Origin of the sequence: Salinarimonas ramus, from assembly GCF_014645695.1 — a bacterium.
In the GTDB taxonomy this organism is placed as follows: domain Bacteria; phylum Pseudomonadota; class Alphaproteobacteria; order Rhizobiales; family Beijerinckiaceae; genus Salinarimonas; species Salinarimonas ramus.
This window is the reverse complement of the sequence record NZ_BMMF01000002.1, coordinates 314,980-339,916: the sequence shown is the minus strand read 5'-3', so window position 1 is coordinate 339,916 and position 24,937 is coordinate 314,980. Positions and strand designations below refer to the sequence as shown.

The following is a 24,937-nucleotide window of genomic DNA, read 5'->3' as shown; positions in this document are numbered from 1 at the left end:
GAGGCGGGGGAGGGCGCATGGTGGACGAGGTCCGGTCTGGAAGGATGGGCGGACCTAGCAGAGGGGCGCGGGCGAGGGAAGAGGCCGGCATGCCCGGGAGATCCCCCCTTGAACCCGGTCCCCTCCCGGTCCAAACCTGTCGACCTCGACAATGACCGAGGGCACGGGACGATGCAGGACGAGCGCGCCATGGAGCGCCTGAGCGGGGCCGAGGCGCTGGCGCGCATGCTGCAGGCGCACGGGGCGGGACCGATCTTCCTGTCGGGCGGGCTCTCCAGCGCTCCGCTCGACGGCGCGCTCGTCGAGCTCGGCCTCGCGCACGCGCCCATCGTCGACGCCCGCGCGGCCGCCTTCGCGGCGGATGCCTATGCGCAGGCCTCCGGCCGTGTCGGGCTCGTCTCGCTCGCACGCTCCGCGCTCGTCGCCGAGGCGTCGGCGGGCCTCCTCGCGGCCCGCGAGGCCGGCTCGCCGGTGCTGGCGATCCTGCCGGAGCCGGACGCGCTCGACGCGACGATTCTCGCGGGGAGCTGCAAGGAGACGATCCGCGTCGCGCGCGCGGCCGACGTGCCGGGCCTCGTGCGTCGCGCCTTCATCGCGGCGACGACCGGACGGCCCGGGCCCGTCGCCCTCGTGGTGCCCGAGGCCGTCCGCGCGCAGGAGGCGGACGTCGCCACCGACGATCTCGTCGAGCACGGGCGCTTCGAGGCCGCCTCGGCGCTGCGCGCGCGCCCCGATCTCGAGGCGCTGAACGAGGCGGCGGAGCGGCTGGCGGGCGCCGAGCGCCCTCTCGTCCTGGCGGGACCGGACGTCCACGTCTCGCGTGCCGCGAAGGCGCTCCAGGAGCTGGCGGAGGCGCAATCGCTGCCCGTCGCGCACACGCCCGGCGGGATCGGCGCCGTCGCCTGCACGGGCGAGATCGCGGCCGGTCTCGTGCGGCCGGGGGGCGTCGCGGCGAAGGCCCTCGCCGAGGCCGATCTCGTGATCGCGATCGGCGGCGCCCTCGACGAGCTCGCCGCGCGCCATCCCGAGCTCGTCGGCTTTCCCGCGCGCGTGATCGCGCTCGAGGCGCAGGCCGAAGCCATCGGGCGGGTGCGGGCGGTGGACGTGCCGCTCTGGGGCGATCCCCGCGCCGGGATCGAGGCGCTGGCGCACGTGCTCGACAAGCGCGAGGCGGGTGTGCCCGAGGCGCGCGCCGCTTGGGCGGCATCGCTCGCCGCCGCGCGCGCCGAGGAGCGCGAGGCGCATGCCGCGCGGCTCGCGAGCACGCCGGAGGCGCCGTCGCTGGCGCGGCTCGTCGCGCTTCTCGACGCCTACATGCCCGCCGACGGGCTCCTCCTGGTCGAGCCCGGCGCGGTGGCGGAAGCGGCGCATCGCGGCTTCACGGTCAAGCGCTGCGGGCGCGGCCTCCTCGTCGCGCGCGGACCCGCCGCCGAGGGCGCCGCCTTCCCGGCGGCGCTCGGCGCAGCGCTGGCGGTGCCCGGCCGGGTCGTCGTGGCTCTCGCCGGCGAACGAGGCGCGACGCGTGCCATCGGCATTCTCGAGAGCGCGCGGCGCCTGGGCGTGCCGATCAACCTCGTCGTCGCCGACACGAGCGCGGCGCAAGGCGCGGCCGATGCCACGGGCGAGGGCGTGCCGGCCGAGCTCGCCGAGACACGGTTCGACCGCGCCGCCGAGGGCCTCGGCTGCATGGGCCGGCGGGCGCAGACGCTGGACGAAATGGCGTCTTCGCTCGAGGAGGTGCTGTCGTTTCGCGACGGACCGGCGCTTCTCGACGTGAAGATCGCGAATTCGGACGATCTCGACACGATGTGATCCGTCCTCGCGGACGCATCACGAAAAAGGCACCGCGCGTGAACGAGGGTTTTCTGGCGCGCGCGGCCGATTGCGTCATTCTCCGCTCGACGAGGGCCGCACCATCCGCGGCGACGACGAGCGGAGACGGATCATGAGCGCAGCGACCTCCGACATCCTGCACGCGGACATCTGCGTCATCGGCGGCGGCTCGGGCGGCCTGTCGGTCGCGGCCGGCGCGGCGCAGATGGGCGCGCGCGTCGTGCTCGTCGAGAAGCACAAGATGGGCGGGGATTGCCTGAACTACGGCTGCGTGCCGTCGAAGGCGCTGCTGGCCGCGGCGCACGCCGCGCAGGCGGTGCGCACCTCCGGACGCTTCGGCGTCAACGGCCACGAGCCGGCGATCGACTTCCTGAAGGTGCGCGATCACGTCCAGGGCGTCATCGCCGGCATCGCGCCCCACGACAGCCCCGAGCGCTTCCGCGGGCTCGGCGTCACCGTCATCGAGGCGCCCGCGCGCTTCCTCGACGCGCGCACGGTGGAGGCCGGCGGGCGGCGGATCGTGGCGCGCCGCTTCGTCGTCGCGACGGGCTCCTCGCCCGCCGTGCCGCCGATCCCCGGCCTCTCCGAGACGCCGTACTTCACCAACGAGACCCTGTTCGACAACGCCGAGCGGATCGATCGGCTGATCGTCGTCGGCGGCGGGCCGATCGGGCTCGAGATGGCGCAGGCCCACCGCCGGCTCGGCTCCGCCGTGACCGTGCTCGACGCGGGCCGCGTCCTCGTGCGCGACGACGCCGAGGCGGCGGCGATCGTGCGCGACCGCCTCGGGGCCGAGGGCGTCGACATCCGCGAATACGTGAAGATCGAGCGGGTCGAGCGCGCCGGCAACGGCGTCGCGGTGACGATTCTGGAAGGCGGCGAGACGACGCGCATCGAGGGCTCGCACCTCCTCGTCGCCGCGGGGCGACGCGCCAACGTCGCCGGGCTCGATCTGGACGCCGCCGGCATCGCCTACACGCCCCGCGGCGTCACGGTCGATGATCGCCTGCGCACCACGAACAAGCGCGTCTTCGCCATCGGCGACGTGGCCGGCGGCCCGCAATTCACGCACGTCGCCGGCTATCACGCGGGCATCGTCGTGCGCCAGGCGCTCTTCCATTTGCCGGCGAAGGCGGACCATTCCGCCGTGCCATGGGTCACCTATGCCGATCCCGAGCTCGCCCATGTCGGGCTCACGGCGGCGGAGGCCGAGAAAAGCGGCGTGCCGCACACGGTCGCGCGCTTCACCTTCGCCGAGAACGACCGCGCCCGCGCCGAGCGCGAGACGGAGGGCTTCGCCAAGGTCGTCGTCGGCAAGGGCGGGCGGGTGCTCGGCGCGACGATCGTGGGTGCGCATGCGGGCGAGTTGATCCTGCCCTGGGTGCTTGCCGTCACGCAGAAGCTGAAGATCGCCGCGGTCGCGAGCGCGATCGCGCCCTATCCGACCCTGTCGGAAGTCTCCAAGCGCGCCGCCGGCGCGCACTTCACCCCGAGCCTGTTCTCGGAGCGCACGCGCAAGGTCGTGCGCTTCCTGCAGCGCTGGACCTGACGACCATCGCTCCGACATCGAGGAGAGACGATCATGACCGACCTCACCCGCCGCACCCTCTTCGCCTTGCCCCTCGCATTGGGCGCCGCAGCCCTCCTGCGCACCGGCCCGGCGCGTGCCGATGCCGACCCGGTCTATACCGGGCGCTTCTCGAGCCTCGCGCTCGGCGGCTACGACCCGGTCGCGTATTTCCGCGAGGGGCGCCCCGTGGAGGGCACCCGCGCGCACGAGACCGAATGGAACGGCGCGACCTGGCGCTTCGCGAGCGCCGACAACCTCGCCGCCTTCGAGGCCGACCCGGAGGCCTACGCGCCCCAGTACGGCGGCTATTGTGCCTGGGCCGCCGCCGAGGGCTATCGCGCGCCGGGCGACCCGAACTTCTGGCGCATCGTCGACGGCAAGCTCTACGTGAACTACGACGGCAACGTGCAGCGCACCTGGGAGGGCGACGTTTCCGGCTTCATCGCCCGCGCGGACGCGAACTGGCCGCGCATCCTCGCCGACTGATCGGCGAGGGGTCGCGCCGCCGCGGCGGGCGTCGTGCCCGTCAGCGGCGCCGCGGGGGCGGAACGAATTCGGGCGGCTCGGGCGCGCCGCCCGCGGCGAACGGGTCGATGACGATGCCGATCGGCCCGAGCGGGGAGGGGCTCTCGCGCGCCACCTCGGCGCAGAAGGTCTGGGGCCCCACCGCGTAGCGCCCGTCCGGCGCCGAGCGCGGCACGACGATGGCGTAGCTCCACGCATCGCCGCCGCAGGCACGCTCGTCGGTGGCGACCTGGTCCGCGCGGGCTGATTCGCCACCCACGACGAGAGCCGCCCCGAAGCAGGCGAGGCGTGCAAGAGGATTAACGCGCGTTCTCATTCATCCGTCCCATAACGGCACGATTTCGCGGTGCATCACGCCGTGCCCCGCGCTTCGCAAGGCCCATGCCCGTCATTTCGTACACGATGGGAAGCCGCCGGACGGGAAAAACCCGCGAAACCGGAACAATTCGACGGATCGACTTCACGGCCCCGCATGGGGCGCGGGCCTAGGGTTCCCCGCGTCAACGAGGGCTGATTTCGTTCGATGAATTCCACCGTCCACACGAGCGACATTCGCGACCACGCCGCCGCCCCCGAGGCCGGCGAGATCCTCGACGTCCACGCGGCGCTCGCGGAGGCCGACGGGCGCGCGCCCGTCGAGGCGCTCTTCGAGCGTCTCGACGAGACCATCGCCGCGAGCGTCGAGCTGCTGGAGCCCTGGGGCGAGGACGACTGGTTCTACCTGCGCTACGGCCCGGCTGTGACGGCGACCTACGGCATCGACATGGCGGGACGCCTCGTCTCCGAGATGTCCGAGCCCGCCGCCCGCGCGTATCTCGAGCTCCTCAACCGGGTGCGGCGCGAGCGCACGCCGCTCCTCGCCGTCCTCGAATCGGTCGCCGTGCGCCGCGTGCGCACCTGGGAGAAGCTCATCCTCCCCTGCAAGGCGCCCTGCGGGAGCGACCGCATCGCCACCTTCGTCACCGCGCGGCGCTCGCGCGAGGACCTCCTCACCGCCGTCCTGGAGGCCTCGCAGGACGGCATCATGAGCGTTCGCGCCGTGCGCGACCCGCAGGGGCGCGTCGTCGACGCGGTGATCGTCACGGCGAACCAGCAGGCGTCCGAATATTCCGGCCACCCCGTCTGGCGGCTCGTCCACGGCTCCTTCAAGGCCCTCTTTCCCGGCCTCGTGGCGCGGCGCGTGTGGGATCGCTGCGTGCGGGTCGTCGAGGAGCGCGTGACCGAGCGCTTCGAGATCAACATCTCGCACCGGCGCCTCGACACCTGGCTGCGCGTCACCATCGTGCCGCTGGAGGACGGGTTCGTGATCTCGTTCTGCGACGTCACGGATCTCAAGTACGCGCTGATCGAGGCTGAATGCTCCCGCGAGGAGCTCGCCGCCGAGATCGAGCAGCGCCTCGCGCTGGAGGAGGAGCTGCGACGGCTCTCGCATACCGACGAGCTGACGCAGACCCTCAACCGCCGCGGCTTCGACGCCGCCATGCGCCGCGAGATCGCGCTCGCGGGTCGCTACCAGCGCCCGTTCTCGCTGATCGCCGTCGACATCGACCATTTCAAGCGCATCAACGACGTGCACGGCCACGCCGCTGGCGACCGCGTGCTCACCGCCGTGGCGGAGCTCCTGCGCGCGGCGGTGCGGGCTGATGCGGACGTCATCGGGCGCATCGGCGGCGAGGAATTCGTGCTCCTCCTGCCCTCCACCCGCAAGGAGGGCGCCATGGCGCTCGCCGAGCGCATCCGTGAGCGGCTCGCCTCCGAGATCTTCGAGGTCGCCGGCGAACGCATCGGCGTGTCGGCGAGCTTCGGCGTCGCCGAGGCGGAGATCGGCGCAGAGGAGGACGACGTCATGCGCGCCGCCGACGCGGCGCTCTACGCCGCCAAGCGCTCGGGCCGCAATCGCGTCTGCCTCGCCCGCCCGCCGGCGGAGGTCGTGCGCCCGCGCGCGGTGGCGAGCTGACGCGCGCCCGCGTGACAGCGTCGGCGCGCTCGCCTAGTCTCGCGCCATGGCGCACCAGCACGAACACCACGATCATGATCACGATCATGCCGGCCACAGCCACCTGACGCCCATCGAGGCGCGGGTGAAGGCGCTCGAATCGATCCTCGTCGAGAAGGGCTACGTCGAGCCGGCGGCGATCGATGCGCTCATCGACACCTACGAGACCAAGGTCGGGCCGCGCAACGGCGCGCGCGTCGTCGCCCGCGCCTGGAACGATCCCGCCTTCCGCGCCGCGCTGGAGACGGACGCCACCGCCGCCATCGCCTCCATGGGCTTCGTCGGCCGCCAGGGCGAGCACATGGTGGCGGTGTTCAATACGCCGGAAGAGCATCACCTCGTCGTCTGCACGCTGTGCTCCTGCTACCCATGGCCCGTGCTCGGCCTGCCGCCGACCTGGTACAAGTCCGCGCCCTACCGCTCCCGCGCGGTGATGGAGCCGCGCGCGGTGCTCACGGATTTCGGCGTCTCGCTGCCCGAGACGACCGCGATCCGCGTGTGGGATTCCACCGCCGAGATCCGCTACCTCGTGGTGCCCATGCGCCCCGAGGGCACGGAGGGCTGGGACGAGGCGCGGCTCGCCGACCTCGTCACGCGCGATTCGATGATCGGCGCGGGGCTGGCACGATCGCCCGAGGAGGCGGCGCCATGAACGGCGCGCAGGACCTCGGCGGCATGCACGGCTTCGGCCCCGTCGTCCCGGAGCCGGAGACCGAGCCGAATTTCCACGCGCCCTGGGAGCGGCGTGCCTTCGGCGTCACGCTGGCCATGGGCGCCACGGGCTCGTGGACGCTCGACGCCTCGCGCCACGCCCGCGAGAGCCTGCCGCCGGCGGAATACCTCGCCTCCAGCTATTACGAGATCTGGACGAAGGGTCTGGAGCGCCTCGTGCTCGCCGCCGGGCTGGTGGGTGCGGACGAGCTCGCCGCCGGGCGTTCGCTGCGCCCGGGCGCGCGGCTGTCGCGGATGCTGTCCGCAGAGGCGGTGCCCGCGGCCCTCGCCCGGGGCGGCCCGACCGAGCGCGAGACGAGCGCGCCGCCGCGCTTCGCCGTCGGCGATCGCGTGCGCACGATCGTGACGAACCCCGCCGGCCACACGCGGCTCCCGCGCTACGCCCGCGGCAAGACGGGCACGATCGAGATCGCCCACGGCGCCCACGTCTTCCCCGACACCAACGCTCATGGCGGCGGCGAGGCGCCGCAGCATCTCTACACGGTGCGCTTCACCGGGAGCGAGCTCTGGGGCGAGGGCGCGGACCCGACGCTGAGCGTCTCCATCGATGCCTGGGAGAGGTACCTCCATGGCGCCTGAGGCGGGAGCGGAGCGCCCCATCGAGGAGCGCCCCTTCGAAGAACCTTGGCAGGCGAGCGCCTTCGCCCTCGCGGTCGCGCTCAATGCGCGCGGCGCCTTCACCTGGAAGGAGTGGGCCGAGGCTCTCTCGCGGGCGCTGCGGACGGTGCCCGGAGCCGACGACGGCGCCGGCGGCTATTGGACCGCCTGGGTCGCCGCCTTGGAGACGCTCATCGCCGAGAAGGGTCTCGCCGCGCCCGACCTTCTCGCCGCCCGCGCCGCCTCCTGGGAGCGCGCGGCGGCGGCGACGCCGCACGGGAAAGCGATCACGCTCGACAACGATCCCCTCGCCACGCCCGCAGGGCAATAGATCTGCGATCCACGGCCTCGAGCTGCGGCCGTGGATCGATCGCGCGCCTCACGCGGCGCGGATGCCCTTCGTAAAGGTCTCGACCTGGCGGGTGACGTCGGAGGCCGAGCCGGCGAGGCGGCGGGCGGCTTCGAGCACCTGGTCGGCGGCCGTGCCGGTCTGCGCCGCCGACTGGCGGAACTCGCCGACGAAGGCGTTGACCGTGTCCGTGCCGTTGGCGGCATCGGAGACGGTGGAGGCGATCTCCTGCGTCGCCGCTTGCTGCTCCTCCGCCGCGGCGGCGATGGCGCCCGAGATCTCGTGCATGCGCTGGATCGTGGCGCCGATCGATTCGATCGCCTGGACCGCGCCGCCGGAGGCGGCCTGGATGCGGCCCACCTGGGCCGAGATCTCGTCGGTCGCCTTCGCGGTCTGGTCGGCGAGCGTCTTGACCTCGGCTGCGACCACCGCGAAGCCCTTTCCGGCCTCTCCGGCCCGCGCCGCCTCGATGGTGGCGTTGAGCGCGAGCAGATTCGTCTGCGAGGCGATCTCGGAGATCAGCGCCACGACCTCGCCGATGCGCTGGGCGTTCGACGAGAGGTCGCGCATGGTCGTATCCGTCGAGCGCGCGTCCTCCACGGCCTGGGAGGCGATCTTGGTGGCCTGCGAGACCTGGGTGCTGATCTCGCGGGCGGAGGCGGCGAGCTCCTCGGCGGCGACCGCGACGCTGCGCATGGCCGAGGACGTCTGCTGCGCGGTCACGGCGCCGTTCTCCGAGCGGTCGCGGCCCTGCTCGGCCGTGGCGCGCATGGCCACGGCGGTCTTCTCCATCTCGGCGGCGGAGGCGCCGAAGGTCTGGACGAGGCTCGCGATGCGCCCCTCGAAATCGACGATCAGCTCGGAGACGCGCGCCGTGCGCTGCTCCTGGCTGGAGGCGTCGGCGGCGCGTGCGCGGGTCAGCTCCTCGCGCTCCACGGCGTTGCGCTTGAAGATCTCGACGGCGCGAGCCATGCCGCCGATCTCGTCCACTCGCGTGGTGTAGGGTACGTCGGTCTCCAGCTTGCCCTGAGCCAGAGCGACCATCGCACCCGAGATGGCACGGATGGGCTGCGTCAGCTGACGGCGCGCCACGTAGGCGGCGAAGCCGACGCCGACCAGGAGCCCGATCCCGCCCAGGGCCGCGATCGTCGAGAGGCTGCGGCCGAAGAGCGCCTCGAGCTCGGCGACGAAGCGCTCGAGATTGGCCACCTGCACCTGCGCCGTGCTGTCCATGATCTCGTTGAGCGCGTCCTGCGCCTCGCGGTTCGTGGCGTTGTCGCCGTAGGCGCGCGCGGCCTCGACGCCCTGCGTGCGGGCGAGGCGCACGATCTCGCGGCGGACGTCGGAGAAGGCGGCGACGTCCTCGCGGAAGCCGAGGAAGAGATGCATGCGGTCCTGCGACACCAGCGGCTGCCAGGCGTCGAGCATCGCCTCCATGCGATCGAGCACGGCGATGAGCGAGGTCGCATAGGCCTCCACCTCGCGGTCGCTCTCCGCCATGTAGATGCCGCGGGTCTCGTTGACGGCGCCGTTGATGAGCGCGTTGGCGCGCTCCGACAGGATAGCGCGCTCGGCGGCGTTCTGCGCCAGCGCGACCTGGTCGCGGTAGGTGGTCATGACGAAGGCGCTCGCCAGGGCGACCGCGACGACGACGGCGGCGAAGAGCCCGACGAGGCTGTAGATCTTCGTCGCGATGCTCCACCGATCGATGAGCTTGCCCATGTGTTCCCGACCTCGCTCGACTGGGATGCGGTCATTCGAGAGTTGGACCGCGAGGGGATTGCAATCGAGCGGGACGGTGCATGAAGGCGCATTAAGCGGAGGTTATTAACGACGGGGCAGACGCAACCGTAAAATTCCGCAAATGTGCCGGAGCGAGCCGCGTAACGGCGGCTCGCGCGAGTCGCGGGCGTTTGTCAGAGCCCTTCGGCGACCGCCTTGCCGCATTCCTGCGTGCCGGCATTGCCGCCGAGATCGCGGGTGCGCAGCGTACGTTCGGCCAGCGTGCGCTCGATCGCCGCGACGATCTCGGCCGCGGCGTCGCGCTCGCCGAGATGGTCGAGCATCATGGCGCCCGACCAGATCTGCCCGATCGGGTTGGCGATGCCTTGGCCCGCGATGTCCGGCGCCGAGCCGTGGACGGGCTCGAACAGCGAGGGATGGTCGCCCTCCGGGTTGATGTTGCCCGACGGCGCGATGCCGATCGTGCCGGTGCAGGCGGGGCCGAGGTCGGAGAGGATGTCGCCGAACAGGTTCGAGGCGACGACGACGTCGAACCAGTCCGGATGCAGCACGAAATGCGCGGTGAGGATGTCGATGTGGAACTTGTCGACCGCGATCTCCGGATAGTCCTTCGCCATCTCCGCGACCCGCTCGTCCCAATAGGGCATGGTGATCGAGATGCCGTTCGACTTCGTGGCGGAGGTGAGCTTCTTGCGCGGGCGGCGCTGGGCGAGCTCGAAGGCGTAGCGCAGCACCCGGTCGACGCCGACGCGCGTCATAACCGTCTCCTGGATCACCACTTCGCGATCGGTGCCGGCGAACATGCGCCCGCCGACCGAGGAATATTCGCCCTCGGTGTTCTCGCGCACGACGAAGAAGTCGATGTCGCCGGGCGCGCGGCCCGCGAGCGGGGAGGGGACGCCCGGCATCAGCTTGACGGGGCGCAGGTTGACGTACTGGTCGAACTCGCGGCGAAACAGCAGCAGCGAGCCCCACAGGGAGACATGGTCCGGAACCGTGTCGGGCCAGCCCACGGCGCCGAAGAAGATGGCGTCGTGCCCGCCGATCCGCGCCTTCCAGTCTTCGGGCATCATGCGCCCGTGCTTGGCGAAATAGTCGCAGGAGGCGAAGTCGAACCAGTCCTGCTCGAGCGTGAAGCCGTGGCGCTTGGCGGCTTCCTCGAGCACGCGCACGCCTTCTGGCACCACCTCCTTGCCGATCCCGTCGCCGGGGATCACCGCGATCCTGTACGTGCGTGCCATGGCATCCTCCCGCTTTCGTTCGCGCGATCATAGAGGCGCGCGAGGCGAGCGGAAGCGGCGCGCGCGTGGCGGGGAGCCAATGCGGCTTTGGACGGGCGGCAAGTGATTGAAAGAGATGCGATTTTCGTGGCGATGGTACAGCTGGGCGGACTCGAACCGCCGACCTTCGGAGCCACAATCCGACGCTCTAACCAACTGAGCTACAGCTGCATGGCCGATGCCGCGCGCCGAAGCGCGGGCCGGACCCGGCATATGACCCAAAACGCGCAGCGACGCAAGCCCCCGCCGACGCCCGTTCGGGTCACGCGTGCTCGGCGCGGCGTGCCGCGACCGAGCGGGCCACCGGGGCGAGGGCGCGCGCGAGATCCTCCTCCCGCAGCGGCTTGGCGAGGCGGGGCCAGTCGCCCGCCGCGTCCCCGAAGCCGGTGAGGAGGAGGACCGGCAGTTCCGGCCGGCGCTCGCGCAGGGCCTGCGCGAGAGCGACGCCGGTCATGCCGGGCATGGCGAGGTCGGTCAGCACGACGTCGATGTCGGGCTCGCTCTCGAGCCGTGCCAGCGCCTCCGCCGCGGCCGGCAGCGCCACGACGGAATGACCGAGCTCGACGAGGAGATCGCGGGTGCCGGCGAGGACGAGCGGGTCGTCGTCGACGAGGAGCACGCGCAGAGCCGGCAGGTCCTCGGCGGCGGGCTCCGGATCGGGGGACGCCGCGGGCGCGGCGGCGCTCGCCGCCGGCAGCAGGATCACGGCCTCGGTGCCGAAGCCCGGCTCGCTCGCGAGCCGCAGGGCACCGCCGGATTGGGCGGCGAGGCCGTGGACCATGGACAGGCCGAGCCCGGTGCCCTTGCCGATCTCCTTCGTCGTGTAGAACGGCTCGGCCGCGCGCGCGAGCGTCTGCGTATCCATGCCGACGCCGGTGTCGCGCACGGATATGCGCACGTAGCGACCCGGCGCGAGCCCGTCTGGATCGCCAGCACCGAGCGTCTCTTCGCGCGCCGAGATCACGAGCCGCCCGCCCTCCGGCATGGCGTCGCGGGCATTCACGGCGAGGTTGAGCAGCGCGAGCTCGAGCTGGTTGGCGTCGACCTCCACGGGGGCGAGCCTCTCGGGGAAGCGGGTCTCGACGTCGATCATGGGGCCGAGCGAGCGCTGCAGGAGGTCCATCATGCCGCCCACGAGCCCGGGCACGTCGATCGTCGCCGGCGCCAGCGTCTGGCGACGCGCGAAGGCGAGGAGGCGGTGGGTGAGCGCCGCGCCGCGCTCGGAGGCGGCAACGGCGTTGTCGAGATAGCGCCGCGCCTTCGCATCCCCCTCCGGCAGGCGCTTGGCGAGGAGCTGGAGGCTCGACAGCGTGGCCGAGAGCAGGTTGTTGAAATCGTGCGCCACGCCGCCGGTGAGCTGGCCGATGGCCTCCATCTTCTGCACCTGGCGCAGCGTCTCTTCCGCCTTCTCGCGCTCGGCGATCTCACGCCGGAGCGCGTCGAGCGCGGCGTCGCGCTCGAGGATGCGCGCGCGCAGGCTCGCGTTCGCGGCTTCCAGCTGGCTCGGCGAGGGCACGGCGAGAGCCACCGGCAGGAGCGGCCACAGGGCGGCGGCGGTTGCGAGCGAGATCGCTGCGGTGAAGACCTTGAGCACCGCCTCCGTCCCGTAATCCGGTACCCACAGCGTCCTGATGCCGAAGAGATGCGTCACCCCGCAGGCGGTGATGAAGGTGGCGAAGCACCAGAACATCCAGCCGAATCGCAGATCCTTGCGCTTGACCACGAAGGCGGCGAGCGCGAGCGGGATCGAAAGGTAGGCGACGCCGATGAGCGCGTCCGAGACGACGTGCGTCCAGATCAGCTCCGGGCGCCAGGTCAGGCACATCCCGTGCGGTGCGAGGCTCTCGACGGAGAAGAGCTGACGCATGAACTCGATCAAGGCGGCCTCCGCTGGCCGCAGGGTCGCGGCGCGATGCGCGACCATAGGCCGGGGAGGATGGCGGGCAAAGGGCGCGCGGCGATGGTTGGTGGGGACGGTGCGATCCTGTAGTGTGACGGGGCATCACGCCCTGTGACCAGCTCATGGCTTCATGCCGGGATCGTGCAGCGGCATGCTGCCTCGGTGCATACGAACGGCCACCTTCGGAGAACGCCTTGGACGTCTATTTCTCGGCCGACGTGGAGACCGACGGCCCGATTCCCGGGCCGTTCTCGATGCTCTCCTTCGCGCTCGTCTATGCCGGGCGATTCGACGGCCGGCATTTCGAGCGGCCGGCGCGATACGAGCGCGCCTTCTATGCCGAGCTCGCGCCGATCTCGGACCAGTTCGAGGCGGAGGCGCTCGCCGTGAACGGGCTCGATCGGGACCAGCTCGTTCGCGAAGGCACGAGCCCCGAGCGCGCCATGACGGATGCCGCCCGCTTCGTGCGCGAGGTGGCGGGAACAGGCAGCCCGGTGGTCGTCGCCTTTCCGCTGAGCTTCGACTGGACCTGGCTCTACTGGTACTTCGTCCGCTATTCCCTCACCGGCTCGCCCTTCGGCCACTCGCGCTGCCTCGACATCAAGACCGCCTACGCCGTGAAAGCGGGCATTCCGATCTCCGGTGCCGGCCGATCGCGGATGCCCCGTGCGCTGCTGCCGGATCGTGCCCACACGCACAACGCGCTTGACGATGCAGCCGAGCAGGCGGAGATATTTGCGAACGTGATGGAGTGGGACGTTCGCCGCCATGAAGTTGCATCAGCGCCGTGAGTTCTCCGCCGCGCAGTTTCTGAAGCTGCGTGACAAGCTGGAGCGGGCGTCTGAACTCATCGCGGGAACGGCATGCGTCTACGCGACGGGCTCATACGGACGCATGGAAGCCGGTCCCGACAGCGATCTCGATCTCTTCATTCTGTCTCACGGGAACAGTGCCGAGGAACCTCGCTTGTCCCGGCTGGACGAGACCCTGGTCAAGGCGAACCTCATCGAAGCGACACGCGCTCTCGGAATTCCGGATTTCGACGGTGACGGTCGATACCTCGTCGGCCACACCGTGCATGGGCTCGTCGAGTCTCTCGGAAAACCGGAAGACGATGCGGACAACACGCTGACGGCGCGGTTGCTGCTCGTTCTCGAAGGCAAGCCGTTGCTCGGCGAGGAGAGCTACGACGCCGCGATGAGGGGCGTACTCGCCGCCTACTGGCGAGACTTCGAGGATCACGCAGACCAGTTCGAGCCCGCATTCTTCGTCAACGACGTGCTGCGGCTCTGGCGGACGTTCTGCGTGAACTTCGAGGCGCGTACGCGCGACTATTCTGGTCCGAAGCGTGCCAAGCGGCGGGTGAAGAACTTCAAGCTGAAACATAGCCGCATGCTAACGTGCTACTCGACGCTTCTGTGCCTGCTCACCGAATTTCGAGAGCGGGGTACGGTGACGCTCGATATCGCAGTCGACATCACGCGCACCTCGCCGACTGAGCGGCTCGAGCGCTTGCAAGCGCGCCCAGCAGCAAAGGTAGCAGAGCACGAGCTCCAGACCCTCGTCGCAATCTATGACGAATTCTTGCAAATTTCTGCAGGATCGGAAGCGGACGTCGCCGCTCGCTTCGAGGACAAGGAAGAAGCGGTGCGCCTAATGGCCGACGCGGAACGCTTCGGCGACCAGATCGCCGCCGCGCTGCGCAAGATCGGCGACGGCACTCGTCTCCATCGAATCATGACCGTTTGAGCATCACCGTCAAAAATCCAGATCCACCCGGCTCCCCCCGGTCCCCGCGCCGTCCGCGTAGAGCCCCTCATCACCCTGAAACGCCGTCCCGCCCGTGTCGCGGAAGCGGTTCACGATCGGGTAGCGGCGGTCGCGGCCGAAGCTGCGGCGGGTGACCTTGACGCCCGGCGCGGCCTGGCGGCGCTTGTATTCGGCGATGTAGAGGAGGCGCTCGACCTTGCGCACGATCTCGGGATCGTGGCCGCGGGCGACGATGTCGGAGACGCGGGTCTCGCCCTCCACGAGCATGGAGAGGATGTCGTCGAGCGCCTCGTAGGGCGGCAGCGAATCCTGGTCGGTCTGGTTCTCACGCAATTCGGCGGTGGGCGGCTTCGTGATGATGCGCTCGGGGATGACGATGCCGTCCGGCCCCAGCGCGACGGCGGGCTTCCAGCGGTTGCGCAGGTGCGACAGCGCGAAGACCTCGGTCTTATAGAGGTCCTTCACCGGGTTGAAGCCGCCGTTCATGTCGCCGTAGAGCGTGGAATAGCCCACCGACATCTCGGACTTGTTGCCGGTGGTCACGACCATGGCGCCGAACTTGTTCGAGATCGCCATGAGGAGCGTGCCGCGGGTGCGGCTCTGGATGTTCTCCTCCGTGATGCCGGGCTCGGTGCCTGCGAACAGCGGCTCCAGGACGCGGCCCGCGCCCTCCACCGCGTCCGCGATCGGAAGGATGTCGTAGCGCACGCCGAGCGCCTTCGCGCAGGCGGCCGCGTCCTCGAGCGAGGTGGAGGCCGTGTAGCGATAGGGCAGCATCACGCAATGCACGCGCTCGGCGCCGAGCGCGTCCACCGCCATGGCGGCGCACAGGGCCGAATCGATGCCGCCCGAGAGGCCGAGCACCACGCCGGGGAAGCGGTTCTTCTCGACATAGTCGCGAAGCCCCAGGACGCAGGCGGCGTAATCCGCCTCGCCGCCCTCGGGCGCCACGTGCCTGGGCGCCTCCGCGCAGCGCCAGCCATCGGGGCCGCGCTCCCAGGTGGTCGTCACCACGCATTCCTGGAAGCTCGGCAGCATGCAGGCGAGCGCGCAATCGGCCTGGAGCGCGAAGGAGGCGCCGTCGAAGACGAGCTCGTCCTGGCCGCAGACCTGGTTCACGTAGATCATCGGCAGGCCGCTCTCGGTCACCCGTGCGGCGGCCACCGAGAAGCGCTCGTCGGTCTTGCCGCGCCAATAGGGCGAGCCGTTGGGCACGACGAGGATCTCGGCGCCCGTCTCGGCGAGGCACTCGACGACCTCCTCGCCCCAGATGTCCTCGCAGACCGGCGCGCCGATGCGCACGCCGCGGATCATGATCGGGCCGGGGAGGGGGCCCGGCTCGAAGACGCGCTTCTCGTCGAAGGGGCCGTAATTGGGCAGGTCCACCTTGTGCCGCACGGCGGTGATCCGCCCGCCGTCGAGGCAGGCGTAGGAATTGTGCAGCCGGCCGTTCTCCACGAAGGGCAGGCCGATCAGCACCGCCGGGCCGCCGTCGGCGGTCTCGCGGGCGAGGCGCTCGAGCGCGGCGCGGCAGGCGTCCTGGAAGGCCGGCTTCAGCACGAGGTCCTCGGCCGGATAGCCGGCGAGGAACAGCTCCGTATAGAGGACGAGATCCGCCCCCTGCGCCGCCGCCTCCGCACGCGCCTTGCGGGCGAGCTCGAGGTTGCCGTCGACGTCGCCGAGGGTGGGATTGAGCTGCGCGAGCGCGATGCGGAAGGTGGTGGTCGTCATGGGGCGGCAATCTACGTCAGCGTGGGCGCGAGGCAAAGGGGCCGCGGAGGGTCGACGACGACCAACCGGCGTGGAGCGGACGCAGTTCCCTCCTTCCCCTACAGGGAAGGAGGAAGAGGCGTCAGCCTTCGTCTCGGCCGAGCGCGGCGCGGATCATGGCCAGCGCGTCCTCGCCCGACCAGTGGGCGGGGCCCTTGAGGACCGCGAGCTCGCAATTCTCCTCCCCGACGAGGATCGTCGTCGGCAGGCCGACCACGTGGCCCGAGCGCTGGAGCGTCTGCATCAGCGTGCCCTCGTTCTCGGCGTAATAGGCGAGGTCGTCGATGCCGTGCTCCTCGAGCCAGGCGCGGGGGCGGTCGACGTTGCGGGTGTCGACGTTGATGGCGACGACCTCGAACTCCTCCCCGCCGAGTTCCTCCTGCAGCGCGTCGAGGGCGGGCATCTCCTCGCGGCAGGGCGCGCACCAGGTGGCCCACAGGTTCACGAGCACCGTCTTGCCCGCGAAGTCCGCGAGCGTCAGCGGCTCGCCCTCGGGGCCGGTGAAGGCGATCTCGGGCGCGAGCCGGGGCGCGGAATGCACCGACACCGCCGCGACCTCGCCGGTCGCCGTCGGCGCGACGCGCGCGAGGGTCTCCTGTGCCGGAATGCAGGCCTGGGCGACGGCTTCGCTGTTGCGGGAGGCGAGCGCGAAAGCTACGAGTGCCGCGACGACGAGCGCGCCCGCACCCAGGATCAGGCCGCGGCGGGGTCCACGAGGGGGGCGGGAGGTCGTCTCGTCGGTCATCGGCATACTCGAGCTTCAGAGGTCACGCGTGAGCAATCGGATGTGGGGCGGCCGGTTCGAGACCGGCCCGGCCGAGATCATGGAGGAGATCAACGCCTCCATCGACTTCGACAAGCGTCTCGCGGCCCAGGACATCCGGGGCTCCCTCGCGCATGCGGCCATGCTCGCGGAGACCGGCATCCTGTCGAGGGAGGATGTGGGCGCGATCTCCGACGGGCTCAAGTCGATTCTCGCCGAGATCGAGGCCGGGACGTTCACGTTCTCGCGGGCGCTCGAGGACATTCACATGAACGTCGAGTCGCGGCTGCGCGAGATCGTCGGCCCCACGGCCGGGCGGCTCCACACCGCGCGCTCGCGCAACGACCAGGTCGCCACCGACATGCGGCTGTGGGTGCGCGACACGGCGGACGCGCTCGACCTCCAGCTCGCCGGCCTGCAGCAGGCGCTGGCCGAGAAGGCTCAAGCCTTCGCGGGCGCGGTGATGCCGGGCTTCACCCATCTGCAATCCGCCCAGCCGGTGACGTTCGGGCACCATTGCCTGGCCTATGTCGAGATGCTGGCGCGCGATCGCGGCCGGCTGCGGGATGCGCGCGCGCGCCTCAACGAATGCCCGCTCGGCGCCGCCGCGCTCGCCGGCACCTCCTTCCCCATCGACCGCGCCATGACGGCGAAGGCGCTGGGCTTCGACCGGCCGACGGCGAACTCCCTCGATTCGGTGTCGGATCGCGACTTCGCGCTGGAGACGCTCTCGGCCGCGGCGATCTGCGCGGTCCATCTCTCCCGGCTCGCCGAGGAGATCACCTTGTGGATGACGCCCCAATTCGCCTTCATCAAGCTGTCGGACGCCTTCACCACCGGCTCCTCGATCATGCCGCAGAAGCGTAACCCCGACGCCGCCGAGCTCGTGCGCGGCAAGACCGGGCGCGTGCTCGGCGCGCTGCAGGGGCTCCTCGTGGTGATGAAGGGCCTGCCGCTGACCTATTCGAAGGACATGCAGGAGGACAAGGAGGGCGTCTTCGACGCGCTCCAGACCCTGTCGCTCTGCATCGCCGCCATGACCGGCATGGTCCGCGACCTCGAGCCCGACACCAAGGCCATGAAGAAGTGGGCCGGCGCGGGCTTCTCCACGGCGACCGACCTCGCCGACTGGCTGGTGCGGGTGCTGAACCTCCCCTTCCGCGACGCGCACCACGTCACCGGCCGCCTCGTCGGTGCCGCGGCGAAGCGGGGCGTGGGGCTGGAGAAGCTGACGCTCGCGGAGATGCAGGAGGCCGAGCCGCGGATCACGCAGGAGATCTTCGACGTGCTGGGCGTCGAGAAGTCGGTCAAGAGCCGCACCAGCTACGGCGGCACGGCGCCCGCCAACGTGAAGCGTCAGGCGAAGCGCTGGCTCGGGCAGCTGGCGAAGGAAGCCGCCGCGCGGGGGTGAGGGCGTTGGATGTCATCCCGGACGGCGAAGCCGATCCGGGACCCAGATCACGCATGGCCAGCCTCAGGGCGCGCGGAAGCGCGTCCGTCCACGTGCCGCCGATGCAGGCCGTTCGTGGCCGCGCGCGCTATCGCGCACGCTACAGCGAGCACCGGTGTTCATGGGTCCCGGGTCGCCGTTCGGCGCCCGGGATGACATCAATGTCACGAACCCGCCACCTGCTGAAGCTCCTCCGCCACCCGCTTCTGCCGCCGCCCGGGGACTTTCGCGATCCGGCCGAGCAGGACGTAGAGCCCGGGCACGACGAGGAGCGTGATCGCGGTCGCGACCGCGATGCCCACCAGGATGACGATGCCGATCGTGCCGCGCGCCTCCGCGCCGGCGCCGGTGGCGAGCGCCAGCGGCACGGCGCCGAAGGCGGTGGCGATGGAGGTCATCAGCACCGGGCGAAAGCGCGTGCGGGCGGCCTCGAGCGCCGCGTCGCGCACGCCCGCGCCCTCCGCCCTGCGGGAATTGGCGAAATCGACGACGAGGATCGCGTTCTTGGCGAGCAGCCCGACGAGGAGCAGGAGCGCGATCTGCGAGTAGATGTTGAACGACAGCCCCGCGAGCAGGAGCGCGAGGAGCCCGCCGGCAATGGCGAGCGGCACGGCCAGCAGGATCACGACGGGGAAGGCGACGCTCTCGAACAGCGCCGCCAGCGTCAGGAACACGACGACGAGCGCGAGCGCGAAGACGCTCCAGATGCCGCTCGTCGACTTCGCGAATTCCCGCGAGAGGCCGAGCGTCGTCGTGTCGCCGCGCTCGGGCACGATCTCCGCCGCGCGCGTCTCGAAGCGCTCGATCACGGCGCCGAGCGAGGCGCCGTCCGGCACGGCGCTGATCACCATGGCGGGCCTGCGGTTCACCCGGCGATAGGCGTCCGGCGCGCCGATGACGCGCGTCTCGGCGACGATGGAGAGCGGCACCAGCGTGCCGTTCTCGGCACGCACCTGGACGCGCCCGAGATCGCCGGGCGCCGCGCGGTCGTCGGGTGCGGCGCGCACGATCACCTCGTAGGTCTCGCCGTCGTAGACCCAGTCCGTGACGTCGTCGCCGCCGAGCACGACGCGCAGCGCCTCGCCGATCTCGGCGACGTCGAGGCCGAGCTCCGCGGCGAGCGCGCGGTCGATGTCGACCTCGACCTGCGGGGTGGCGCGGTCGAAGTCGAGCTCCAGCGCCTGGACAGGCGCCTCCGCACGCGCCCACGAGACGAGATCGCGCGCCCAGCCCTCCGTCGTCTCGTAATCCGGCCCGAGCAGGACGATCTGCACGGGCTTGCCGAAGCCCTGGGGCACGAGGCCCGACGGGTTGATGGCGATGGCCTGCGCCTGCGGCAGCGACGCGATGGCGCCGCGCACTTCCTCGACGAAGGCCATCTGCGTCGTCTCGCGCTCGCCCCACGGCTTCAGCCGCACGATCATGAGCCCGCTCGTCACGTCCGACGAGCCGCCGCCGCCCACGCCCACGAGCGTGGTGGTGCCGTCGACGGGGCCGTCCTCGCCGGCATGCCGCATCACCACGGCGCGCACGGCGTCGAGGGCGCCGATCGTCTCCTCGATGGTGGAGCCCGGCGCGGTGGTGACGGGCACGATGACGAAGCCGCGATCCTCGTCGGGCGCGAGCGTCGAGGGCAGGCTCTGGAGCATGGCCCAGCCGCTCGCGCCCAGCACGAGGCAGGCGGCGAGCGCGATCCAGGCATGGCGCACGACGAAGCCGGCCACGTGCGCGTAGCCGCGCTCGAGGCCTTCGAGCCCGGCCGCGAACCAGTCGAGCGGCTTGCGCACGGCTCGCCGCCAGCCGCGCGTCTCCTGCGTCGAGCGCCTCGGCTCGGCGACAGAGGAGGCGATGGCCGCGCCGGCCGTCAGCGCGAGCGCCGACGAGATCACGATCGCCGCCATCAGCGCCACGGCGAACTCGGTGAAAAGGCGGCCGATCGTGCCGGTGAGCGTCGCGATCGGCGCGAGCACGGCGAGGAGGACGAGGGTCGTCGCGACGACGGGCAGGAAGACCTCGCTCGCGCCGTTGACGGCCGCGGCGAGCTTCGGCTCACCGTTCTCGCGACGCCGCGTGACGTTCTCGAGCACGACGATGGCGTCGTCGACGACGAGGCCGACGGCGAGCACCAGCGCGAGGAGGGTGAGCACGTTGATCGAGAAGCCGAAGGCCGAGAGCACCGCGAAGGTGCCCACCAGCGAGACGGGGATCGTCACCGCCGGCACCAGCGTGCCCTTGGCCGAGCCGAGGAAGAGGAAGATCACCGCCACGACGAGGAGCGCCGTGATGCCGAGCGTCGAGATCACCTCCTCGACGGATTGGCGCACGAAGACCGCCTGGCTGTAGGAGGTGGTGATCGTCACGTCCTCGGGCAGGCTCTCGCGCAAGCGATCCACCTCGGCGAGCACGCGATCGGCGACGTCGATCGTGTTGCCGCCCGTGGCGCGCACGATGCCGAGCCCCACGGCGGGCTCGCCGTCGGAGAACACCGCCGAGCGCCGGTCCTGCGGGCCGATCTCGATGTCTGCGACATCGCCCAGCGTCACACGCGCGGCGCCCGCACCGCCTTCGCGCAGGACGAGATCGGCGAAGTCGGTCCGCGCTCGCAGGCGCGTATCGGTGCGCACGGTGAACTCGCGCGCCTCGCCGACGAGGCGGCCGGCGGGGACCTCGACGTTCTCCGTGCGCAAGGCGCGGGTCACGTCGGCGGCGGTGACGTCCCGCGCCGCCATGCGGGCGACGTCGAGGCGCACGCGCATGGCGTAGCGCTGCGCGCCGCCGACGATGACGCGCGAGACGCCGGGCACGACGGAGAGCGGGTCGCGTAGCCGGCGCTCGGCGAGATCGGTGAGGGCGAGCGTGTCGCGGGCGTCGCTCGTGAGCGTCAGCCACATCATCGCCTGCGCGTCCGCCGCCGCCTTCGCGACGACCGGCGCCTCGACGCGGTCCGGCAGGTCGTTGCGCACGGCGGACACGTTCTCGCGCACGTCGGACGCGGCGGCGTCGATGTCTCGGTCGAGCACGAAGGTGACGTCGACGGTCGAGCTTCCCGCGGTCGAGGTCGATTGGATCAGCTCGATGCCGGTGACGCCGGAGAGCGCGTCCTCGACGATGCGGGTGACGTCGCGCTCGACGATCTCGGGCGCGGCGCCGGGATACGCCGTCGTCACGGAGACGACGGGGCGTTCGATGTTCGGGTATTCGCGCACGGGCATCCGCAGCAGCGCGGAGACGCCGAGCACGACGACGAGGAGCGCCAGCGTCGCGGCGAGGACCGGGCGACGGACGGATAGGCCGGGCAGCGTCATCCGCTCTCTCCCGCGCTGTCGCCCGCACCCTCGCTCGCGCCCGCGCCCGCGCTTTCCTCCGCGACGGCGATGGGCATGCCCGTGGCGAGCTTCTGCTTGCCCTCGAGGACGACGCGCTCGTCGCGCGCGAGCCCCTCGCGCACCTCGACACGCCCGTCGCGGCGCACGCCGATCTCGACGCGCCGCCGCTCGGCGGCCATGTCCTGCCCGGGCACGAACACGAAGGCGAGCTGGCCCTCCAGCACCACCGCCTCCGCGGGCACGAAGAGCGCGTCCTCGCGCGTGGCCTCCACTACGTCGACCGAGGCGAAGCTGCCCGGGCGCAGGTCTCCGGGCTCGGCGATCGACGCCTCGACCGCGACCGTACGCGTCGCCGGATCGGCGAGCGGCGAGATGGACGTGACGCGCGCGTCCACGACCTCCCCGGCCGGGCCGGTGACCGTCACCGGATCGCCGGGCGCGAGACCGCTCGCGATCGCGGGCGGGACCGAGACGCGCACCACGAGCGCGTCCGTCGAGGCGAGGTTCGCCAGCATGTCGCCGGGGCGCACGTAGGCGCCGACGTCGACGGCGACGATGCCGATCTCGCCGTCGAAGGGCGCACGCACCGTGCGGTCGTCGAGCGCCTCGCGGGCGCGCTCCACGGCGGCGCGGGCCTCGGTGAACGCGGCGCGGTCGCGCTCGATCTCGGCCTCGGTGGCGAAGCCGTCCTCGATGAGGGTCTGCGTACGCTCGAGCGCCTCGCGCGCCTGGACGAAGGCCGATTCGGCGGCGCGGAGCGTGGATTGCTGCTGGTCCTGGTCGAGCCGCACCAGGACCTCGCCGGCGGCGACCCGCGCGCCGTCGTCGACCGCGATGGTCTCGACGATACCGGGGACCGAGCTCGTCACCCGCACCCGCCGCTCGGCGGCGATCTCGCCCACCGCGCCGTAGAACGCGCGCGCGGTTCCGGTCTCGACGGGGGCGAGCGTGACGCGCGTCGGCGGGCGCTCCTGGCTCTCGCCGTCGCTCGCGCCGTCGTCCTCCTGCAGGCCGACGGCGCCGCCGATGGCGGCTGCCGCGCTCTCGACGCGCGAGGCGAGGGGATCGCCGGCGACGATCGCCGCGAGGAGCCCGAGCACGAAGGCGCAGGCGACGCCCGCGGTGACGCCGACGCGCCGCTTCGTCCTGCGCTGCATGTGCTCCTCCCTCGCGCGACCCATTGCGCGGCCGGAGCGGCCGCGCTTGCAGGAGGTCGAACGCGAAGGCTGGCCGTGCGTTCTCGCGACATATCCGCCGCGCGGCAGACGGGCGCGGGCGTCCGTGATGCCGCGGACGAGAGACGAGGGGAGAGCGCTCGATGATGTTCAAGGATCGCACCGACGCCGGGCGACGCCTCGCCGGCGCACTGGCCTCGCACGGGGGCGAGGGGACGATCGTCCTGGCTCTGCCGCGGGGCGGCGTGCCGGTGGCGGCGCAGGTGGCCCGCGCGCTGCACGCCCCTCTCGACCTCGTGATGGTGCGCAAGATCGGCGCGCCCGGCCATCCCGAATACGGCATCGGCGCCGTGGTCGACGGGGCGGATCCGCAGATCGTCATCGACGAGAAGACCGCCCGCATGGCCGGCGCCGACGCCGCCTACCTCGACGACACGAAGAGGCGCGAGCTCGCCGAGATCGAGCGGCGGCGGCACGCCTATCTCGGCGACCGCCGCCCCCTCGACGTCGCCGGCCGCACCGTGATCGTCGTCGACGACGGCGTCGCCACCGGCTCCACCGCCAAGGCGGCTCTGCGGGCCCTGAAGAAGGCCGGCGCCGCCCGCCGCATCCTCGCCGTGCCGGTGGCGCCGATCGAGACCGTCGAGGCCCTGCGCGAGGAAGCGGACGAGGTCGTCGCGCTCACCACGCCCTATCCGTTCCACGCGGTGGGGCTCTACTACGAGGACTTCGACCAGACGAGCGACGAGGACGTCGTCGCCGCGCTGGAGGCGGCGCGGGACGAGGCGCGGGGGTGAGCTCCGCGCCGGCGGGTCCTCACATCCCCAGCTTCTTCTTGCGCTGGGCGAGCGTGCGCAGGCGCAGCGCGTTGAGCTTGATGAAGCCCGCCGCGTCGCGGTGGTCGTAGGCGACGGCGCCCTCCTCGAAGGTGACGAGGTCCTGGTCGTAGAGCGAATAGGGGCTCTCGCGGCCGATCACGTGGACGCCGCCCTTGTAGAGCTTGAGCCGCACCGTGCCGGTGACGGTCTCCTGGCTCTTGTCGACGAGCGCTTGGAGCATCTCGCGCTCGGGCGAGAACCAGAAGCCGTTGTAGATCAGCTCGGCGTAGCGGGGGGCGAGCTCGTCCTTGAGGTGCGCCGCGCCGCGGTCGAGCGTGATCGATTCGATCGCGCGGTGGGCGACGCCGAGGATGGTGCCGCCGGGCGTCTCGTACATGCCGCGGCTCTTCATGCCCACGAAGCGATTCTCGACGAGGTCGAGCCGGCCGATGCCGTTGTCGCGGCCGAGATCGTTGAGCTTCGTCAGCAGGCCCGCGGGGGAGAGCGCCTCGCCGTCGATGGAGACCGCGTCGCCACGCTCGAAGCCGATCGTGATCACGGTCGGGGTGTCGGGGGCCTCCTCCGGGGAGAGCGTGCGCGAGAAGACGTAGTCGGGCACCTCCTGCGCCGGGTCCTCGAGCACCTTGCCCTCGGAGGAGGTGTGCAGCAGGTTCGCGTCAACCGAGAAGGGTGCCTCGCCGCGCTTGTCCTTGGCGATGGGGATCTGGTGCTGCTCGGCGAAGGCGATGAGCTGCTCGCGCGAGCGCAGGTCCCACTCGCGCCAGGGCGCGATCACGGTGACGTCGGGCTTCAAGGCGTAGTAGCCGAGCTCGAAGCGAACCTGGTCGTTGCCCTTGCCGGTGGCGCCGTGGCAGACGGCGTCGGCGCCGGTCATCTCGGCGATCTCGATCTGGCGCTTGGCGATGAGCGGGCGGGCGATGGAGGTGCCGAGCAGGTACACGCCTTCGTAGACCGCGTTGGCCCGGAACATCGGGAAGACGTAATCCCGCACGAATTCCTCGCGCAGGTCCTCGATGAAGATGTTCTGCGGCTTGATGCCGAGCAGCTCCGCCTTCTTGCGCGCGGGCTCGAGCTCCTCGCCCTGGCCGAGATCGGCGGTGAAGGTCACGACCTCGCAGCCGTAGGTCGTCTGCAGCCACTTCAAGATGATCGAGGTGTCGAGCCCGCCGGAATAGGCGAGGACGACCTTGTTGACGCGCTTGTCGGTCATGGGTTCGGCTTTCTGACGGCGGCTGCGGACGCGACGGTCGGGATGCCTCGGACGCGCGGCCGGACTTTTTTTCGCCGCCATCGTGCCGAGGGTGGATCGGGCGCGTTTA

The 24,937-nt window shown here is 71.4% G+C and carries 20 protein-coding genes and 1 tRNA gene; 11 read left to right on the top strand and 10 right to left on the bottom strand.

Annotation, left to right across the window (positions count from 1 at the left end; translation table 11 throughout):
* Positions 1-171 precede the first annotated feature (171 nt).
* The 3 genes from IEX89_RS03900 (at position 172) to IEX89_RS03890 (ending at position 3,889) form a co-directional block, all read left to right on the top strand.
* Complete coding sequence (locus IEX89_RS03900) at positions 172-1,812, top strand: thiamine pyrophosphate-dependent enzyme (protein WP_188909785.1); 1,641 nt, start codon at positions 172-174, stop codon at positions 1,810-1,812.
* A 133-nt stretch (positions 1,813-1,945) separates the two neighbouring features.
* Positions 1,946-3,382 (top strand): dihydrolipoyl dehydrogenase family protein, encoded by a 1,437-nt coding sequence (locus IEX89_RS03895; protein ID WP_188909783.1) that lies wholly within the window; start codon positions 1,946-1,948, stop codon positions 3,380-3,382.
* 33 nt (positions 3,383-3,415) lie between these two features.
* Entirely contained in the window at positions 3,416-3,889 is a 474-nt protein-coding gene (locus IEX89_RS03890; protein WP_188909781.1) for a YHS domain-containing (seleno)protein, read from the top strand.
* Positions 3,890-3,929: 40 nt separating this feature from the next.
* Here the strand turns inward: IEX89_RS03890 and IEX89_RS03885 are convergent, their stop codons facing one another.
* Positions 3,930-4,244, bottom strand: a complete 315-nt coding sequence (locus IEX89_RS03885) for a hypothetical protein (RefSeq protein WP_188909779.1) — start codon at positions 4,242-4,244, stop codon at positions 3,930-3,932.
* 207 nt (positions 4,245-4,451) lie between these two features.
* Between IEX89_RS03885 and IEX89_RS03880 the strand changes: the two genes are divergently transcribed.
* The 4 genes from IEX89_RS03880 to IEX89_RS03865 are packed head-to-tail and all read left to right on the top strand — an operon-like array spanning position 4,452 to position 7,584.
* A complete protein-coding gene (locus IEX89_RS03880; RefSeq protein ID WP_188909777.1) occupies positions 4,452-5,885 on the top strand; it encodes a GGDEF domain-containing protein in 1,434 nt (477 codons plus the stop codon).
* A gap of 46 nt (positions 5,886-5,931) precedes the next feature.
* Complete coding sequence (gene nthA / locus IEX89_RS03875) at positions 5,932-6,576, top strand: nitrile hydratase subunit alpha (protein WP_188909771.1); 645 nt, start codon at positions 5,932-5,934, stop codon at positions 6,574-6,576.
* A complete protein-coding gene (nthB, locus tag IEX89_RS03870; protein WP_188909769.1) occupies positions 6,573-7,235 on the top strand; it encodes a nitrile hydratase subunit beta in 663 nt (220 codons plus the stop codon). The genes nthA and nthB overlap by 4 nt, the downstream gene beginning before the upstream one ends.
* On the top strand, positions 7,225-7,584 hold the full coding sequence (locus IEX89_RS03865; protein ID WP_188909767.1) for a nitrile hydratase accessory protein: 360 nt from the start codon (positions 7,225-7,227) through the stop codon (positions 7,582-7,584). Before nthB ends, IEX89_RS03865 begins: the two co-directional genes overlap by 11 nt.
* Before the next feature lie 48 nt (positions 7,585-7,632).
* On the opposite strand, the gene IEX89_RS03860 is transcribed toward IEX89_RS03865, so the two are convergent.
* The 4 genes from IEX89_RS03860 to IEX89_RS03845 form a co-directional block, all read right to left on the bottom strand.
* Positions 7,633-9,324 carry a methyl-accepting chemotaxis protein gene (locus IEX89_RS03860; protein WP_188909765.1) on the bottom strand — a complete coding sequence of 564 codons (1,692 nt, stop codon included), beginning with the start codon at positions 9,322-9,324 and terminating at the stop codon, positions 7,633-7,635.
* Between the two features lie 194 nt (positions 9,325-9,518).
* Positions 9,519-10,586, bottom strand: a complete 1,068-nt coding sequence (locus tag IEX89_RS03855; protein ID WP_188909763.1) for a tartrate dehydrogenase — start codon at positions 10,584-10,586, stop codon at positions 9,519-9,521.
* 133 nt (positions 10,587-10,719) lie between these two features.
* A tRNA-His gene (locus IEX89_RS03850) sits at positions 10,720-10,796 on the bottom strand.
* 91 nt (positions 10,797-10,887) lie between these two features.
* Entirely contained in the window at positions 10,888-12,504 is a 1,617-nt protein-coding gene (locus tag IEX89_RS03845; RefSeq protein ID WP_244645080.1) for an ATP-binding protein, read from the bottom strand.
* 215 nt (positions 12,505-12,719) lie between these two features.
* On the opposite strand from IEX89_RS03845, the gene IEX89_RS03840 reads away from it, so the two are divergent.
* Together IEX89_RS03840 and IEX89_RS03835 are read left to right on the top strand one after the other, a co-directional pair.
* Positions 12,720-13,316: a 3'-5' exonuclease family protein gene (locus IEX89_RS03840; protein ID WP_188909759.1), complete on the top strand. Its 597-nt coding sequence runs from the start codon at positions 12,720-12,722 to the stop codon at positions 13,314-13,316.
* Positions 13,294-14,274, top strand: a complete 981-nt coding sequence (locus tag IEX89_RS03835) for a nucleotidyltransferase domain-containing protein (RefSeq protein ID WP_188909756.1) — start codon at positions 13,294-13,296, stop codon at positions 14,272-14,274. Before IEX89_RS03840 ends, IEX89_RS03835 begins: the two co-directional genes overlap by 23 nt.
* 9 nt (positions 14,275-14,283) lie before the next feature.
* On the opposite strand, the gene IEX89_RS03830 is transcribed toward IEX89_RS03835, so the two are convergent.
* Positions 14,284-16,026 carry an NAD+ synthase gene (locus IEX89_RS03830; RefSeq protein WP_188909754.1) on the bottom strand — a complete coding sequence of 581 codons (1,743 nt, stop codon included), beginning with the start codon at positions 16,024-16,026 and terminating at the stop codon, positions 14,284-14,286.
* Positions 16,027-16,147: 121 nt separating this feature from the next.
* Positions 16,148-16,810 carry a thiol:disulfide interchange protein TlpA gene (tlpA, locus tag IEX89_RS03825; protein WP_188909752.1) on the bottom strand — a complete coding sequence of 221 codons (663 nt, stop codon included), beginning with the start codon at positions 16,808-16,810 and terminating at the stop codon, positions 16,148-16,150.
* A gap of 28 nt (positions 16,811-16,838) precedes the next feature.
* On the opposite strand from tlpA, the gene argH reads away from it, so the two are divergent.
* Complete coding sequence (argH, locus tag IEX89_RS03820) at positions 16,839-18,239, top strand: argininosuccinate lyase (protein WP_188909750.1); 1,401 nt, start codon at positions 16,839-16,841, stop codon at positions 18,237-18,239.
* 203 nt (positions 18,240-18,442) lie between these two features.
* Here argH and IEX89_RS03815 read toward each other — a convergent pair whose 3' ends face one another.
* Entirely contained in the window at positions 18,443-21,583 is a 3,141-nt protein-coding gene (locus IEX89_RS03815) for an efflux RND transporter permease subunit (protein WP_188909748.1), read from the bottom strand.
* Complete coding sequence (locus tag IEX89_RS03810) at positions 21,580-22,761, bottom strand: efflux RND transporter periplasmic adaptor subunit (protein WP_188909746.1); 1,182 nt, start codon at positions 22,759-22,761, stop codon at positions 21,580-21,582. Before IEX89_RS03810 ends, IEX89_RS03815 begins: the two co-directional genes overlap by 4 nt.
* Positions 22,762-22,922: 161 nt before the next feature.
* Here IEX89_RS03810 and IEX89_RS03805 point away from each other — a divergent pair, with 161 nt between their 5' ends.
* On the top strand, positions 22,923-23,576 hold the full coding sequence (locus IEX89_RS03805) for a phosphoribosyltransferase (RefSeq protein ID WP_188909744.1): 654 nt from the start codon (positions 22,923-22,925) through the stop codon (positions 23,574-23,576).
* Between the two features lie 19 nt (positions 23,577-23,595).
* Here IEX89_RS03805 and IEX89_RS03800 read toward each other — a convergent pair whose 3' ends face one another.
* Entirely contained in the window at positions 23,596-24,828 is a 1,233-nt protein-coding gene (locus IEX89_RS03800; RefSeq protein WP_188909742.1) for an argininosuccinate synthase, read from the bottom strand.
* Positions 24,829-24,937: the final 109 nt, after the last annotated feature.